This window comes from Sphingobium chungbukense, from assembly GCF_001005725.1.
Taxonomy (GTDB): Bacteria; Pseudomonadota; Alphaproteobacteria; order Sphingomonadales; family Sphingomonadaceae; genus Sphingobium; species Sphingobium chungbukense.
In genome coordinates, this window is sequence record NZ_LBIC01000007.1 from 390941 (window position 1) to 406260 (window position 15320).

The 15320-nt window shown below is 64.7% G+C and carries 19 protein-coding genes; 7 read left to right on the forward strand and 12 right to left on the reverse strand.

Annotated elements, in window-relative coordinates:
- The first annotated feature begins 197 nt into the window (after nt 1-197).
- Together YP76_RS16810 and YP76_RS16815 are read left to right on the forward strand one after the other, a co-directional pair.
- Nucleotides 198-1139 carry a cell wall hydrolase gene (locus tag YP76_RS16810; RefSeq protein ID WP_046764742.1) on the forward strand — a complete coding sequence of 314 codons (942 nt, stop codon included), beginning with the start codon at nt 198-200 and terminating at the stop codon, nt 1137-1139.
- A gap of 375 nt (nt 1140-1514) precedes the next feature.
- Complete coding sequence (locus YP76_RS16815; protein WP_046764927.1) at nt 1515-1643, forward strand: entericidin A/B family lipoprotein; 129 nt, start codon at nt 1515-1517, stop codon at nt 1641-1643.
- Nucleotides 1644-1690: 47 nt separating this feature from the next.
- Here YP76_RS16815 and tatC read toward each other — a convergent pair whose 3' ends face one another.
- From tatC to YP76_RS16860, 9 genes are all read right to left on the reverse strand, one after another.
- Nucleotides 1691-2476, reverse strand: a complete 786-nt coding sequence (gene tatC / locus YP76_RS16820) for a twin-arginine translocase subunit TatC (protein WP_046764743.1) — start codon at nt 2474-2476, stop codon at nt 1691-1693.
- Entirely contained in the window at nt 2473-2913 is a 441-nt protein-coding gene (gene tatB, locus YP76_RS16825; protein ID WP_046764744.1) for a Sec-independent protein translocase protein TatB, read from the reverse strand. Before tatB ends, tatC begins: the two co-directional genes overlap by 4 nt.
- A 29-nt stretch (nt 2914-2942) precedes the next feature.
- On the reverse strand, nt 2943-3194 hold the full coding sequence (locus YP76_RS16830; protein WP_046764745.1) for a twin-arginine translocase TatA/TatE family subunit: 252 nt from the start codon (nt 3192-3194) through the stop codon (nt 2943-2945).
- 29 nt (nt 3195-3223) lie between these two features.
- On the reverse strand, nt 3224-3817 hold the full coding sequence (gene scpB, locus YP76_RS16835; RefSeq protein WP_046764746.1) for an SMC-Scp complex subunit ScpB: 594 nt from the start codon (nt 3815-3817) through the stop codon (nt 3224-3226).
- An 11-nt stretch (nt 3818-3828) separates the two neighbouring features.
- Nucleotides 3829-4611, reverse strand: a complete 783-nt coding sequence (locus YP76_RS16840) for a segregation and condensation protein A (RefSeq protein WP_046764747.1) — start codon at nt 4609-4611, stop codon at nt 3829-3831.
- A 3-nt stretch (nt 4612-4614) separates the two neighbouring features.
- On the reverse strand, nt 4615-5628 hold the full coding sequence (gene nagZ / locus YP76_RS16845; RefSeq protein ID WP_046764748.1) for a beta-N-acetylhexosaminidase: 1014 nt from the start codon (nt 5626-5628) through the stop codon (nt 4615-4617).
- Between the two features lie 51 nt (nt 5629-5679).
- Nucleotides 5680-6396, reverse strand: coding sequence for an SPOR domain-containing protein (locus YP76_RS16850; RefSeq protein WP_046764749.1), 717 nt, complete (start codon nt 6394-6396; stop codon nt 5680-5682).
- A gap of 19 nt (nt 6397-6415) precedes the next feature.
- Nucleotides 6416-8143 (reverse strand): arginine--tRNA ligase, encoded by a 1728-nt coding sequence (gene argS / locus YP76_RS16855; protein WP_046764750.1) that lies wholly within the window; start codon nt 8141-8143, stop codon nt 6416-6418.
- A 107-nt stretch (nt 8144-8250) separates the two neighbouring features.
- Entirely contained in the window at nt 8251-8859 is a 609-nt protein-coding gene (locus tag YP76_RS16860) for a hypothetical protein (RefSeq protein ID WP_046764751.1), read from the reverse strand.
- A 155-nt stretch (nt 8860-9014) separates the two neighbouring features.
- On the opposite strand from YP76_RS16860, the gene ispH reads away from it, so the two are divergent.
- The 3 genes from ispH to rnhA are packed head-to-tail and all read left to right on the forward strand — an operon-like array spanning nt 9015 to nt 11414.
- On the forward strand, nt 9015-9974 hold the full coding sequence (ispH, locus tag YP76_RS16865; protein ID WP_046764752.1) for a 4-hydroxy-3-methylbut-2-enyl diphosphate reductase: 960 nt from the start codon (nt 9015-9017) through the stop codon (nt 9972-9974).
- 4 nt (nt 9975-9978) lie between these two features.
- Nucleotides 9979-10971, forward strand: coding sequence for a homoserine kinase (gene thrB / locus YP76_RS16870; RefSeq protein WP_046764753.1), 993 nt, complete (start codon nt 9979-9981; stop codon nt 10969-10971).
- Nucleotides 10968-11414 carry a ribonuclease HI gene (gene rnhA / locus YP76_RS16875; RefSeq protein ID WP_046764754.1) on the forward strand — a complete coding sequence of 149 codons (447 nt, stop codon included), beginning with the start codon at nt 10968-10970 and terminating at the stop codon, nt 11412-11414. The genes thrB and rnhA overlap by 4 nt, the downstream gene beginning before the upstream one ends.
- A 22-nt stretch (nt 11415-11436) precedes the next feature.
- Here the strand turns inward: rnhA and YP76_RS27070 are convergent, their stop codons facing one another.
- The 3 genes from YP76_RS27070 to YP76_RS16885 are packed head-to-tail and all read right to left on the reverse strand — an operon-like array spanning nt 11437 to nt 13733.
- Nucleotides 11437-11613, reverse strand: coding sequence for a YegP family protein (locus YP76_RS27070; RefSeq protein ID WP_084733219.1), 177 nt, complete (start codon nt 11611-11613; stop codon nt 11437-11439).
- A 24-nt stretch (nt 11614-11637) separates the two neighbouring features.
- Nucleotides 11638-12741 (reverse strand): NAD(P)/FAD-dependent oxidoreductase, encoded by a 1104-nt coding sequence (locus tag YP76_RS16880; protein WP_046764755.1) that lies wholly within the window; start codon nt 12739-12741, stop codon nt 11638-11640.
- Complete coding sequence (locus YP76_RS16885; RefSeq protein ID WP_084733235.1) at nt 12738-13733, reverse strand: alpha/beta fold hydrolase; 996 nt, start codon at nt 13731-13733, stop codon at nt 12738-12740. The genes YP76_RS16880 and YP76_RS16885 overlap by 4 nt, the downstream gene beginning before the upstream one ends.
- A 42-nt stretch (nt 13734-13775) precedes the next feature.
- Here YP76_RS16885 and YP76_RS16890 point away from each other — a divergent pair, with 42 nt between their 5' ends.
- Nucleotides 13776-14249, forward strand: coding sequence for an A24 family peptidase (locus tag YP76_RS16890; protein ID WP_046764929.1), 474 nt, complete (start codon nt 13776-13778; stop codon nt 14247-14249).
- A gap of 51 nt (nt 14250-14300) precedes the next feature.
- The gene (cpaB, locus tag YP76_RS16895; protein ID WP_046764756.1) at nt 14301-15320 is read left to right on the forward strand and encodes a Flp pilus assembly protein CpaB; all 1020 of its coding nucleotides are present in this window, start codon (nt 14301-14303) and stop codon (nt 15318-15320) included.

Below are 15320 nucleotides of genomic sequence, written 5' to 3' on the forward strand. Positions count from 1 at the left end.
CCGCATAGCGGACCAAAGGCGGCCTTGCCAAGCAAGGGAATGATGCGCGCGCGAAAGTCCCGTTTGTCTCCTATATCCTTAACCTTTCCACCACCCTTCGTCCCAGATCGGAACAGGCCGGAATCGCGAGAGGAAATGGCTAAGCTTTTCCCTTATGGTCAATGCCAAGGCATCGATTCTCTTGGAGAAATGGTCAGTTGGCGAGCGGCGGAAAATGGGCAAGGCATGGCGCGGTCGCAGCGCTGGCGCTGGTTGCGCTTGCCGCGCCTCGCCTGATCACCGCTGCGCCGCTCGACCTGCTCGCCGCGTCGGAAACCCAGGACGATCCCGCCGAACAAGCGGGCGAGAATTTTCCCGGATCGGCCTTCTTCTTCGCGCAGGGCGCTTTTGATTCCGTTCCCGGCGCAGTCTCGCTCGACAGCGAGCATGTGCTGGGCCTCGAAACCGTGCAGGCGGCCCCCGCCACCGCATTTCACGGCCTGACCGCGCTGGACAGCTATCGAGCGCTCAATTGCCTGACCTCGGCCATCTATTATGAGGCTGGAAGCGAGCCGGAAGATGGCCAGCGCGCCGTGGCGCAGGTGGTGCTGAACCGCGCGCGCCACCCCGCCTGTCCGAAAAGCGTGTGCGGCGTCGTCTATCAGGGGTCGGAACGTACTGATTATCGCTGCCAATTCACCTTCAGTTGCGACGGCTCCATGGCGCGCATGGCCAGCGCCCAGGACTGGGCGCGCACGCGCCACATTGCCGCCCAGGCCCTTTCCGGCCTCGTCTACAAGCCTGTCGGCCTTGCCACCTACTATCACACGCTTGCGGTCCGTCCGGATTGGGCTGCGGCGATGCGTCCCGTCGCTGTGATCGGCGCGCATATCTTCTATCGCCCGCCCGGTATCGCCGGTACAGCCGCCGCGTTCCGTATCTCCTATTCGGGGCGGGAAACCCTATCGGGGCCCTCCCGTACGGCCTGGCCGATCAAGTCCACGCCATTCGACCCGGCGATCGGGCTGCCCGCCTCGCTTCGCCCGGAAACGCCCGCATCCGTCGCGGCAAGCGCTTCTCCGTTTCCTGCTGCGGAAACCGCTCTTCCTCAGTCGACGATCCGGCCCGAATATCGCAACAGCGGACGTCCGCTGATCTGAAGGCGCCTTTTTTTTGCGGATCGACGGAATATTTTACAGTTAACGCCGCAATTACCATTCAAGATGCTGAAAAATAAAGATATAAAAATCCGGCCATTTTTCGGAAGCAGCGGAACCTTATCCTCACACCGATAGTTCTGCACAGTGGATAGCAAATCTTTTGCCCCCCGCTCTTGCTATCCAAAAAAACATGAGCCCGGAACGCATCTCCCCCCCCCCGACGCGTTCCGGGCTCAGAATTTTTTCGCCTATCCCACGGAAATCACAGATATTTTCGGTTTCGGAACGCTTTTCCGGGCGGTGGGTTGTTCCCTGGTCACCGGCGAAAGTCCGGTTGAGGCGTTGAAGACAAAGGCTCTGAAAAAGGAGACGATGATGACCAGGAAGATTCTAGCCACGCTGTTGCTGACCGGTTCGCTGATGGTGGCGGCCTGCAACACGGTGGAAGGCGCCGGCAAGGACGTGCAAAGCGCAGGCCAGGCGGTCGAAAACGCCGCCAACTGATTGCGCCCGAAGAAAAAGCTCGCCTTCCCCGGCGAGCTTTTTTCGCTTTAGCCCGCAGCGTCGGCCGCCTCCGTCGCGGCCAGTTCCTTGGCCTGCTTCCGATCGGTGAACCATATGGCGATGATCGTGATTTCATACAGCGCCAGCAGCGGAATCGCGAGCATGAGCTGCGACACCACATCGGGCGGGGTCAGCACCGCCGCCAGAATGAAGGCGGCAACGATCATATAGCGGCGCAGGCCGATCAATTGCGCCCGGCTCACAAAGCCGGCGCGATTGAGCAGCATCAGCAGTACCGGCATCAGGAAGCTGATCCCGAAAGCCAGGATGAATTGCATCACCAGCCCCAGATAGGCGTCGGCACTCGGCAACGCCTCCACCTGCAAGCCGCTGCTGTTTCCCTGAAATTCCAGGAAGAAATGGAAGGCGGTCGGCATCACCACGAAATAGGCGAGGCTCGCTCCCATGGCGAACAGGAAGGGCGTGGCGATGATGAAGGGCAGCAGCGCCTTCTTTTCCTTCGCATACAGGCCCGGCGCGACGAAGGCCCAGAGCTGGTTCGCGATGATCGGGAAGGACAGGCAGAAAGCGCCGAAAACCGCGATCTTCACCTGCACGAAAAAGGCTTCGTAAAGCTTGGTATAGACCAGCCGACCACTCCCGTCGCCAAAGGCTTCCTTCAGCGGATGGACCAGGATCGCGAACAACTGCTCGGAAAAATAGAAGCAGATCGCGCCGGTGATGAACAGCGCATAGACGCATTTGAGCAGCCGTCCACGCAACTCGATGAGATGGTCGAGCAGTGGCGCCTTGCTGTCGTCAATATCCTTCATGCGGCGGCATCGCCCTTGTGTGAATGGGCTGCGGCCGGCTCCTGCGCGACATAGGGCGGGCCGTCGGCCGCAGGCTGGACCTGCGCGGGAGAAGGCGGCACATCGCTGACCGGCGCCGATTCGGCCACGAAAGGCGGCACGTCCCCAGCGGCCGTTTCAGCGCCTGGCGCAGGCAGCGCCTCCGGCTCCCCGGCGGTTTCGGGTGGATGCTCTTCCATGATCCGCTTGTTCTGCGCGGCCCATTTCTTTTCCAGCTCCTCCAGTTCGACTTCGCGAACCATCGCGTCGATGCCGGTGCGGAAATGGCGTGCCATGCCCTGCGCCTTCCCGACGATCTGCCCCACCTTGTAAAGCGCGCGCGGCAGGTCCTTGGGGCCGATGACGATCACCGCGATGATGACGATCACCAGAAGTTCAGACGAATCGATACCAAACATGCGTGCCTACCGCCCCGGCCGGAGGAAAATCAGGCCTTGGTCTTTTCGTCTGCCGAATTTGACGTGGCACCCGGCGCGTCCTGTTCCGGCACGCGATGGCCCTCGATACGCGTCGCGGGCTTGGCCGCCGCGACATCATCGTCATCGTCCGCCATGCCCTTCTTGAAGCTCTTGATGCCCTTGGCGACATCACCCATCAACCCGGAAATCCGGCCACCACCGAACAGCAGCATGACCACCAGGAGAACGATGACCCAGTGCATCAGCGAAAAGGAACCCATTTTAACTTTCTCCTGAAACTGCCGCCTATCTAAGCCTCTTCCTCGTCATTTTCCACAACGGATTGGGCGCCCAGACCCTCAAGTGCCAAATCGACGGGATCAAGCAGACCCGCAGCGCGCAGATCGTCGATGCCCGGCAGGTCGCGGCGGCTGCTAAGCCCGAAATGTGACAGAAATTCGAGGGTCGTCGCATAAATCAGCGGCCGTCCCGGTACTTCCCGGCGCCCGGCGGGGCGGACCCAACCGGCCTCCATCAACACATCGAGCGTGCCCTTCGCAACCTGAACCCCGCGAATGGCCTCGATCTCGGCACGGCTGACCGGCTCATGATAGGCGATGATCGCCAGCGTCTCCATGGCGGCGCGGGACAGCTTTCGGGTCTCGTCCTTTTCCCGGCGCAGGATATGGGCAAGGTCGGCCGCCGTCTCGAAATGCCAGCGCCCGCCGCGCTCGACCAGGTTGATGCCGCGTCCCGCATAATGATCGCTGAGCGTCGCGAGCACCGAGGGCAGATCACCCGCCTCGCCCACATGCAGCTTTAATTCGGTCAGCGTCAGCGGCTGTTCCGACACGAACAGCACAGCCTCCACCGCGCGCAGGAAATCATCCGGTTCTTCCATCACAGTATCTTGGTTCACAACAGGCGCCCCGCACTCGGTTCCGGCACGGCGGCACGCAGGAATATGGGTTCGAAAATCCCCTCCTGCTGGATTTCCAGCCGTCCCTGCCGCGCCAGTTCCAGCGCGGCGACGAAGCTGCTGGCAAGCGCCGATCGGGCCATCGGCCCATCCTGCCCGGTCGGCAGGAAGGCTTCAAGCGCGGTCCAGTCGATCGCCGCACCGACCAACGTACCGACCCGCTGGATCGCCTCATCCAGCGTCATCACCGGACGCACCGCGACCATGTGCACGACGGGCTGGGTCCGTGCGCGAATCTGGCCATAGGACTGGATCAGATCGAACAGGCTCGCCGCCCATTTCGCCTTGCGGACAAGGCGCAGGCCTTCGGGTTTCTCCCGCACGAAAACGTCGCGGCCGATCCGGTCCCGCGCCATCAGCCGGGCGCCCGCCTCCCGCATGGCCTGCAATCGTTGGAGCCGCAATTGCAGCCGCAGCGCCAATTCCTCGGGGCTGGGTTCGGGCTGCGCCTCCCTGGGCAACAACAGCGCCGATTTGAGATAGGCCAGCCAAGCCGCCATCACCAGATAATCGGCCGCCAGTTCCAGCTTCAGCTTCCGCGCACCCTCGATATAGGCGAGATATTGCTCGACCAGCGCGAGGATGGAGATTTCGCGCAGGTCGACCTTCTGCGTCCGCGCCAGCGCCAGCAGCAGGTCGAGCGGCCCTTCCCAGCTCTCGAAGCTGACGGTGAGCGTTTCGGGCCGGGGCATGGCCGGAGGCGTGAAAAGATCGTCCACTCTTTAGGCCATGACCGGCGCCAGCAGCGCATCGCGGGTCGCGAGCAATTCCTCCAGCGACGGTCCATCCATCAGCCGATGCGTAGACTCCATCGCCCGATCCAGCCGCGCCCTGGCTTGCCCCGTGATCGCCGGCAGCAGGTCTGCAATGCCTACCATATCGTCCATCCGGCCCCAGCAATTGAGCGCCAGATCGCACCCCGCCGCCACCGTGGCCACCGCCAGTTCAGGGATGCTGCCCTTCAGCGCCTTCATGTCAAGATCGTCGGACATCAGCAGCCCGTCAAAACCGATGCGTCCCCGGATGATCGTTTCGATCACCGAGGGCGACAGGCTGGCGGGCAAGTCCGGGTCCCATGCAGTATAGACGACATGCGCCGTCATCCCCATGGGCGCGTCCTTCAACGCCTGGAACGGCGCCAGGTCGACGGCCAGCGCTTCCTCGTCGGCAGTGACGATCGGCAGTTCATGATGACTGTCGACCATCGCCCGGCCATGGCCCGGCATATGCTTGACGATGCCGACCACGCCGCCGTCTGCCAGCCCCTCGATCACCGCCCGTCCCAGTGCCGCGACACGCATCGGCTCGGCACCCAGCGTCCGGTCGCCCATGATGTCGCTCGCTCCGTCCTGCCGGACATCGAGCAAAGGCAGGGCATCCACGCTTATCCCCACCTCCGCCAGAGTGGTCGCAATGGCCCGCGCATTGGCACGGGCGGCGGCGATGGCGCTGGACGGCGCGACCTCATAAAGCCGGTCGAACACCGCGCCGGGCGGGAAGCTGGGCCAGACCGGCGCCTGCATCCGGGCGACTCGCCCCCCTTCCTGATCGATCATGATCAGCAGATCGTCGCGGCCATGCAGCGCGCGCAGATCGTCGGTCAGCGCCCGAAGCTGGTCCTTGTCGACGATATTGCGCCGGAACAGGATATAGCCCGCGGGCTCCGCGGCCGCAAAGAAGGCGCGCTCATCCGCGGTCAGTGTCTCGCCGGAAAGGCCGAAGATAACGGGTTTCATGGGGTGAATGGTAGCGGCTCGACAGCCCGCTGCGAAGGGGTTTCGGACCCTTTAATTCACCACCATGCAGCTCTCGCCCGCCACCTTCAGCTTACCGCAGAGCGTGCTGGCCTGCCCGCCCGCCGCCGCGCGCAGGCGATAGACGGTGCTGCCGCCGACCTCCGCCTGTTCGATCGACATGGGCAGCGGCTCCAGATAGGTGAAGCGTTTGGACAGCCGCTTCCATGCATCCTTCGCGAAGGCCTGGTTGCCATAGGCGCCAAGCTGGATGGTGCCACCGCCGGAGGCGCGGGCCGCCGCCGCGACCGGTTTGATGTTGGTTTCGTCGGCCACCTTGGCCGTCACGCTCTGCGCGGGCTTGCCGGACATCGCGGTCTTGGCGCTGCCAGCCGCGCCCGTCGGCGTGATCGGCGCTTCCGGCACCCGAGTCGGATCGATTCGCCCGTCGCGCGCCACACCCTCGCTGGCGGCATAGCTGGCGTCGCCCTCACCATCGAACTTCTTGGCGTCGGCTTCCTTGGCCGGAATCTTGTACTCGCCGGCCGGAGCGGCGATCAGCTTGCCCTCACCGCTGGCGCCGCCGGAGTGATTCTGGATCAGCCACACGCCCGCGACGACCGCGCCGATCAGTGCCAGCCCGAACAGGATGAAGCCCAGCAGCCGCAATGGCGACAGCCCCTGCTCCTCCTCATCCTCGATGGCGGGTTCGAGCCAGGGCAGACGTTCATCGTCGTCCAGGTCCAGCCGTCCCCGCACATAGTCGCCCATCAGTCCAAAACTCCGCCGGTCATTGCATCTCATTCAGGGCCGCAACGCCCATCAGCGCGAGGCCATTGCGGATGATTTGCCCGATTCCCCGGCTCAAGAAAAGCCGCGCAGAGGTAGTGGCCGGATCATCCGTCAGAATGACCCGGGCCTGCGGGTTGTCGTTGCCCAGGTTCCACCAGCCATGGAATGCCGAAGCCAAGTCATTGAGATAGAAGGCAATACGATGCGGCTCACGTGCCGCAGCGGCCCCCTCCACCACGCGCGGAAACTGCGCGGCGAGCTTCACCAGCCCCAGTTCTTCCGTCCCAAGGCGGGACAGGTCGGGCGCAGGCAGGCCTATCCCGGCTTCCTCCGCCCGCCGTCCGAGCGAACTGATCCGCGCATGGGCATATTGGACGTAGAAGACCGGATTATCTTTGGACGCCTCCACCACCTTAGCGAAGTCGAAGTCCATCTGCGCGTCGGCCTTGCGCGTCAGCATGGTGAAACGGACCACATCCTTGCCAACCTCGCGCACGACGTCGGCCAGCGTCACGAAATTGCCCGCGCGCTTGGACATCTTCACTGGCTCGCCGTCGCGCAGCAGGCGGACCATCTGGATCAGCTTGACGTCGAAACGCGCCTTTCCCTCAGTCAGCGCGGCGACCGCCGCCTGGATGCGCTTCACCGTGCCGCCATGGTCGGCGCCCCAGATGTCGATCAACTGGTCCGCCGTCTGCGCCTTCTGGAAATGATAGGCCATGTCGGCGCCGAAATAGGTCCAGCTGCCGTTCGACTTCTTGATCGGACGGTCCTGATCGTCCCCGAATTTCGTCGAGCGGAACAGCGGCAGTTCGACCGGCTCCCAATCCTCCGGCGTCTCGCCCTTGGGCGCTTCCAGCACGCCGTCATAGACGAGGTCGTGCGCGCGCAGCCACTTCTCGGCGGCTTCGGGCTTGCCCGCCGCCTGCAACTCGGCTTCGGATGAAAAGATATCATGATGGATGCCCAGCAGGGCGAGATCGCTGCGGATCATCTCCATCATCGCGGCGACGGCGCGGGTGCGGAACGGCACCAACCATTCGCCCTCCGGCGCGCCGACATATCGGTCGCCAAATTCGGCCGCCAGCGCCTGCCCGACCGGCACCAGATAATCGCCCGGATAGAGACCTTCGGGGATTTCCCCCACGGCCTCGCCCAGCGCTTGCGCGTAGCGGACATGCGCCGACCGGGCGAGCACATCCACCTGCCCCCCCGCATCATTGATATAATATTCCCGGATGACCTTGTGCCCGACATGCTCCAGCAGCGTGGCGAGCGCATCGCCCACCACCGCGCCCCGGCAATGGCCCATATGCATGGGACCGGTCGGGTTGGCGGAGACATATTCGACGTTGACGGTCACGCCCTCGCCGCTGGCCGAACGGCCATAATCGTCCGCTTCCGCATGGATCGCGGCCAGTTCCGCCCGCCAGGTGGCATCGGTGAGATGGAGGTTGATGAAGCCCGGCCCGGCGATGGAGGCGCCCTCCACCTCGTCCAGCTTCTCCAGCCCCGCGACGATCTTTTCCGCCAGCGCGCGCGGATTGGTGCCGGCCGGCTTCGCCAGCACCATCGCGGCGTTGGTGGCCAGGTCGCCATGACTGGGGTCGCGCGGCGGCTCGACCGTCACCGGCTTGCGGTTGAGGCCGCCGGGAAGCGAACCATCGGCCTCCAGCGCGTCGAGTACGGCGTCGAGATGGGCGGTGAAGCGGTTATACAGGGACACGGAACGAACTTTCTAGCAAAGACCGTTCGTTCCAAGCCTGTCGAAAGGCTACCCTGTTCCTCAAGAAAGGGGCTTCGACCAGTCTCAGCCCGAACGGTAAAACGGGCTTAACGGGTAGCGTTGTAACGGAGCTGATCCGGGGTCAGGTTGAACCCCACGAGCAACTCGAAGCTGGTTCGCTGCAACGCCGCCTTGACGTCCGGCTGCGCGAAGGGATCGATCGCGGCGTCGGCATCGCCTGCCTTGCGCTTCTGCGTGATCATCGCCTGGATGGTTTCAGGCAGCGTCGCGGCGGCCTTGTTGACATAGGACCCGGCCTTGGCGTTCACGCTGGCGCGATATTGGCCGGCCGGGAAATCCAGCGTCACCTGGCCGATACGCTTGGCGACGACGGCATTGCCACCCCGCACCACGGCGGAGAAATAAGGCAGCGTCACCTGCCGAGCCGCGCTGGCATCGCTGCGGCGGGCGTTCACAGTGAAGGTCGCCTCGGTATACAGCTGCTCGCCGTCGGAACAGGTCGACCGCAAATTGGTGATGTCCGCCACAACGTCGATGGCGCGGGCGTCGGTGCTGCCGACCGGATTGAACAGGGTGACATCCCCGGTCTGGGCCGGGATCGCCGCCACCGGACAGGCCGATCGTACGGCCACGATACCGCCGGTCGGGTCGATTTCACCCCGCTGCGAACAGCCGGCGAGGGCCAGGGCAAGCATTCCGGTCAGCGCAATTCGAGAAAAGGTCACAGGCAATCCCTTGGGAACAGGCGTTGGGCTTCTTATCCATAGCCCACTCCCCACGCAACTCAAACCGCACGCGACCCAGAGGAAGCCGCTTTCCTCCCAGGCCACATTCGCCTAAGCCGCACGACATGACGTCTCCGATCCCTGCCCCTCCCGCCCTGAAACTGCTGATCGCCGCCCCGCGCGGCTTTTGCGCCGGTGTCGACCGCGCCATCGTCATCGTCGAGCGGGCGATCGAGAAATATGGCGCGCCGGTCTATGTCCGCCATGAAATCGTCCATAACAAGTTCGTGGTCGACAGCCTGAAGGCCAAAGGCGCGATCTTCGTGGAGGAACTGGATCAGGTGCCCGACGGCGTGCCGGTGGTGTTTTCCGCCCATGGCGTGCCCAAGGCGGTTCCCGCCAAGGCCGAGGAACGCGGCCTCTCTTATCTCGACGCCACCTGCCCGCTGGTGAGCAAGGTCCACCGACAGGCCGAGCGGCAGGTGGAGGCGGGGCGCCATATCCTCTTCATCGGCCATAAAGGCCATCCGGAGGTCATCGGCACTTTCGGCCAGGTCGATGCGGGCCATATGACCCTGATCGAGACGGTGGAGGATGCCGAAGCCTTCGCCCCCGCCGATCCCGCCAATCTCGCCTTCCTGACACAGACGACGCTCTCGGTCGACGATACCGCCGCCATCGTTGCGACGCTACAGCGCCGCTTCCCGGCGATCCACGCGCCCAGGGGCGAGGATATCTGCTACGCCACCTCCAACCGCCAGGCGGCGGTCAAGGCGATCGCCTCCGCCTGCGACGCGGTCTATGTGATCGGCGCGCCCAACAGTTCCAATTCGCTGCGACTGGTCGAGGTGGCGGAACGCGAAGGCACCCCCGCCCGCCTGATCCAACGTGCCGAAGAGATCGATTTCGCCTGGCTGGAGGGCGTGCGTACCCTGGGCCTCACCGCAGGCGCGTCCGCTCCGGAAATATTGGTGCGCGAGGTCGTCGACCGGATCGGCGAACGCTTCGACCTGACGGAAGAGCAGGTGGAAACCGCGCGCGAAAGCATCTCCTTCAAACTCCCCCGCGGACTGGAGCCGGCGTAAATCCATGGCCGTCTACACCCATGTTCCCGCCGAAGAGATCGACGCCTTCCTCGCCCGTTATGACGTCGGCCACCTCGTGTCCGCCAAGGGCATTGCCGAGGGGGTGGAGAACAGCAACTACCTCCTCGAAACAACCGGCGCCGATGGCGCTTCTGCTTCCGGGGGGGGCCACCGCTATATCCTGACGCTCTACGAAAAGCGGGTGGATGAAGCCGACCTGCCCTTCTTCATGGACCTGCTCGATCATCTCGGCGCGCGCGGCTGCCTCGTCCCCCGCTTCATCGCGGACAGGGAAGGCAAGCGGCTCCAGCAGCTTGCCGGGCGCCCGGCCTGCCTGATCGAGTTCCTGACCGGCATTTCCGTCACCGAACCGACCGTGGGCCAGGCCCGCGCCGCCGGCGCAGCCCTGGGCGAGATGCATCGCGCCGCGCAGGGCTTCACCGCGCAGCGGCACAATGCCCTCGACCTCCCCGGCTGGCACGATCTGGCGGCAAAATGCGGCGGGGATTTCGACCGGATCGCTCCCGGCCTCGGCGCGCGCGTGGCGCAGGAACTGGCCTTCCTCGACGCGCACTGGCCCGCCGACCTGCCCCGGTCGGTGATCCATGCAGACCTTTTCCCCGACAATGTGTTGATGCTGGGCGATGAGGTGACGGGCCTTATCGACTTCTATTTCAGTTGCACCGACATCCGCGCCTATGACCTGGCCGTCACCCACAGCGCCTGGGTGTTCAGCAATGATGGCGCGACCTGGTTCGCGGATCGTGCTGCGGCACTGGGTGCGGGCTATGCGGCGACCCACGGCCTCAGCGAAGCCGAACGCGCAGCCTTCCCGGTCCTGTGCCGGGGTGCGGCGCTGCGCTTCCTGCTGACGCGCGCCTATGACTGGATCAACACGCCCGCCGACGCGATGGTGACACGCAAGGATCCCCTCGCCTATCTGCGCCGCCTCGATTTCTACGCCGGCGCCGATCCGGCGGACCTGCTCGGCGCATGAGCGAACTGCCCCAGGTCGAAATCTTCACCGATGGCGCATGCAAGGGCAATCCCGGCCCCGGCGGCTGGGGCGCGGTGCTGCGCTTTGGCGACAAGGAACGGGAAATTTCGGGCGGAGAGGCGCAGACCACCAACAATCGCATGGAGATGATGGCGGCGGTGCAGGCGCTGGAAACGCTGAAGCGCCCCTGCCGGGTAACGCTCTACACCGACAGCAAATATGTGATGGACGGTATCACCAAATGGGTCTTCGGCTGGCAGAAGAACGGCTGGAAGACCGCCGACAGGAAGCCGGTCAAAAATGCCGAAATCTGGCAGCTGTTGGTGAAGGCCGCCGCACGCCACAAGGTGACCTGGCAATGGGTCAAGGGCCATGCCGGCCATCCCGAAAACGAACGCGCCGACCAGCTTGCCTGTGCCGCGGCGGAAAGTTTTCGCGGGTGAGGAAGCGGGGTCGGGTAAACCCCTATTCCGCCTCTTCGACCGCCGCGCCCGGCCCGTTCTTCAGGATCGAGTCGATCGCATTCTTCGCGCCCGCCTTGTTGGCATAGCCTTCGGTCCAGAAGATCGTTTCGCTATTATATTTGAACTTGGCGACGAACTCACCAGCTTTATTCTTCTCGATCACGAACTTGTGCGCCACGGCCGATCTCCCGGACTTGTTGCGTTACCGAAACCGGGACGGAGAATAGACTGCGGCATCTATGCTGGCAACCGCCTTGGGAAACGCCCCGCCACCGATCATGCCCGCAGCCAGAATCGCCGCCGCAGGCGACGTCTGGATGCCAAAACCACCCTGCCCCGCAAACCAGAAGAAGCCCGGAACCGCCGGATCGAACCCATAGACCGGCGCCCGGTCGCGGGAGAAGCTGCGCAGTCCCGCCCATTTACGCTCCACCGCCTCGACCGGCCAGTCGACCACCGCCTGGAAACGGGCGATCGCCTGCGCCACCGCCAGTTCCTCCGGCGCAGCATCGCAGGGGACCGACGGCTCCTCATCATGCGGGGTGAGCCAGACGCGCGCCTCACCCTCCGGCTTGAAATAGAATTGCGAGCCAAGATCCATGACCAGCGGCAGATCCGCCGACGGCATGGCGGGCACGCGCAACTGCACCACCGTCCGCCGCAGCGGCGTGATGCCGATCGGCGCCACGCCGCAGGTTTTGGCGACATCGTCCGCCCAGGCGCCAGCCGCATTGACGATCAGGCCGCAGTCGATCGCACCCTGATCCGTTTCGACCCGCCAGCTGCCGCCCCGCGCTTCGGCCCGCCGCAACGCCGTTCCCAGCCGCACCTCGCCACCATGTCGCCGGAACTGCCGCAACCAAGCCGCATGCAGCGCCGCCACGTCGATGTCGCAAACCCCCGGCTCCAGCACGCCCAGCGTCCAGTCCGGCCGCAATCCCGGCACCAGCACGGCCGGATCGACCGCGCGCAGGACCACCTTGCCGCCGAACTCCGCCATCAGCCGGTCCCGCGCCATTGCATCGCCCGCCCGTCCGACGTGCAATGTCCGGCGCGGCGAGAGGAACGACGCTTCTGAAAATTCCGGATCAGGCGCGGCCAGCATCGGTCCGGATGCGGTGGTCAAAGGCTGGACCGCCAGCCCGCCATAGGTTTCCTCCCAGAAGGAAACCGCGCGCCCCGTGGCGTGATAGCCCGCGCTCGCCTCCATCTCCAGCAGCAGCACGCGCGCCCGCGCCGCCAGCACCGCACCCAGGCTCGCCCCGGCGATCCCGCCGCCGACGATGACGATATCGGGCCGGTTCATCGGGGCGCGACTTCATCCAGAAAGCCGTCGATCCGCGCCAAAGCATCCAGCCGTACCGGATCCAACTCGCGCAATATCTCGTGCGCTGCCTCACGCCCATAAACATGCAGCCGCGCGCCCGGCACCCGCGCCGCCGTCCGCCTGATCGCAGGGGTCGATACCAGCCGGTCATTCTGCGCCGCCAGCATCAGCAGCGGCACCGCGATCCGTTCCAGCCCCGGTTGCGTCGCCAGGAGATGAGTCGAATGCAGCGCCTGTTCGACCCATCTCCAACTCGGCGGCCCCAGCGCCACGTCGCGGCTATGGTCGCGCCACCACAGTTCATCGGCATAGCGTTCCGGATCATGGGTCAGCCGCTTTTGCCGCATATGCCGCTGCCGTTCCGACTCCTCCTTCTGCGTCCAGGCCTGTTTCCGGTCAAAACCCAGGGCGCACATCGTCTCGGCAATGGCCACGGCCAACCATCGGGGCAGGGGCGCGCTGTGCACGCCCATCATCGGTGCGACCGTCACAGCGGCATCGGGCGCAATCATCCTCTCGGCCCCCATCCCCTCGATCAGCGCACGGAGCAGCAAATGCCCGCCCATACTGTGCGCGACAATCGCCGTCGGTCCCTCCCCTTCCGCCCGCCAGTCGGCGGTAAAGGCGTTGAGATCGGCAATCCACTGGCCGAAATCCTCGATATGCCCGCAAAAGGGATCATCGGTCAGCCGCCCCGATCCGCCCTGTCCTCGCCAGTCGAAGCTGGTAACGGCCCAGCCGCGTTCGGCCCAATGGTGGATCACTTCGAGATATTTCTCGATCATGTCGCCCCGGCCGCCCAGCACCAGCATCCGCCCGCGCGCTCCACTGCCCAGCCGATAGCGCCGCAACGGCCAGCCGGATTCGTCTGGGCTGGAGGGCGCGTTCCAATAATCCAGCCGCCCATCCATGGGCCACGCGCGGCGGTCGAAAGGCGGGGTAACGAAGCGGGGCGAATCCATCGGCGGCATGGTTACGCTTTGGTAAGCCATCGGGTCTACAGTTTCGAACTCATGACGGGGGATATTTTCAGAATGGCGCTGATCGGCGCCCTGGCACTGCTGCTGATCGTGGCTTCGGTCACTGATTTGCGGGCACGCATCATCTCCAACCGGCTGAACCTGACAGTGGCCGCGCTGGCGCCGTTCTGGTGGCTGGCCTGCGGCCTACCGCTGTGGCCGGGCATGGCGGTGCAGTTGCTGGTGGCGCTGATCGTGTTCGTCGCCTTCGCGCTGCTGTTCGCGCTTGGATGCATGGGCGGCGGCGACGTGAAGCTGCTGGGCGCGCTGGCGCTCTGGTTCCCATGGCAGGCAACCTTGACCATGCTGATGCTGATGGCGGTGCTGGGGGGCATCGTCACCATCGTGACAGTCGTGCACCATCGCATGACCCGGCGGCTGGGGCAGCCGCAAATCCCCTATGGCATTGCCATATCGGTCGCGGCGCTTTGGCTGCTTGGCGAACGATATATTAACCAATTTGCGTGAAACGAAGGGGCTCAGACGCAACTCGTCTGATTGAGGGAGGCGAATTTCATCATGGATGCCAAGAAGATCGTGCTGCTGGTGGGGGCGCTTATCATAGCGGTCACTACAGCCTTGCTTGCACGCAACATGCTGAGTTCGTCAAGCACACCGCAGGCGGGCGCATCGTCCATGCCGGTCGAGGCGGACCAACCCCATGTGCTGGTCGCGACCAAGGCCCTGCCGGTGGGCACCATATTGGACGCTGAGAGCTTCCGCTTCCAGCCCTGGCCCAAGGATCTCATCGAACAGGCCTATTATCTGAAGGGCCAGTCCGATCCGCAGAAGCTGGTGGGCAGCGTCATCCGCACCGCCATTTCCGCCGGCCAGCCGATGACGCTGGGTTCGGTGATCAAGCCGGGTGAGCGCGGTTTCCTGGCCGCCGCCCTTGGGCCCGGCATGCGCGCCGTGACGGTTCCGGTATCGGCGCAAAATTCGGTCGCGGGCTTCGTCTTCCCGGGCGACCGCGTCGACCTGATGCTCACGCAAAGCGTCAGCGGCGGCGGCGACGGCGATCCGCTCAAGGTTTCCGAAACCATCCTGCGCAACCTGCGCGTGCTCGCCACCGACCAGCGCATGGACGCGTTGGGCGCGGACGGCAAGCCCGTCGTCCAGACCTATTCCAACGTCACCATCGAAGTGACGCCCAAGATCGCGGAAAAGATCGCGGTCGCCCAGACCATCGGTTCACTCTCGTTGTCGCTGCGTTCGCTGGCCGACAACAGCTCTGAACTGGATGCGGCCATCGCGGGCAGCGATGTCGACCTGTCCGCCGCCAGCAATCCCAATGCCGAAAAGAAGCTGCTCGCCAGCCTCTCGGCCCGTCCGGTCGACAAGGGCGGCACCTATTCCACAGGCGCCGACGTCTCGCGCTACCAGCGCAGCAGCGTCCCCGCCAAGCCTTTGCAGGCCATGGGCGCGGGCGGTGCCCCGGCGGTGGGCGTGCCCATCGGCGGAAGCATTGCCGGCCAGGGCCCAGTGATCCGCGTCGCTCGCGGCACCAGCGTGACCGTCGTTCCGGTCGGGGGGAAGTAA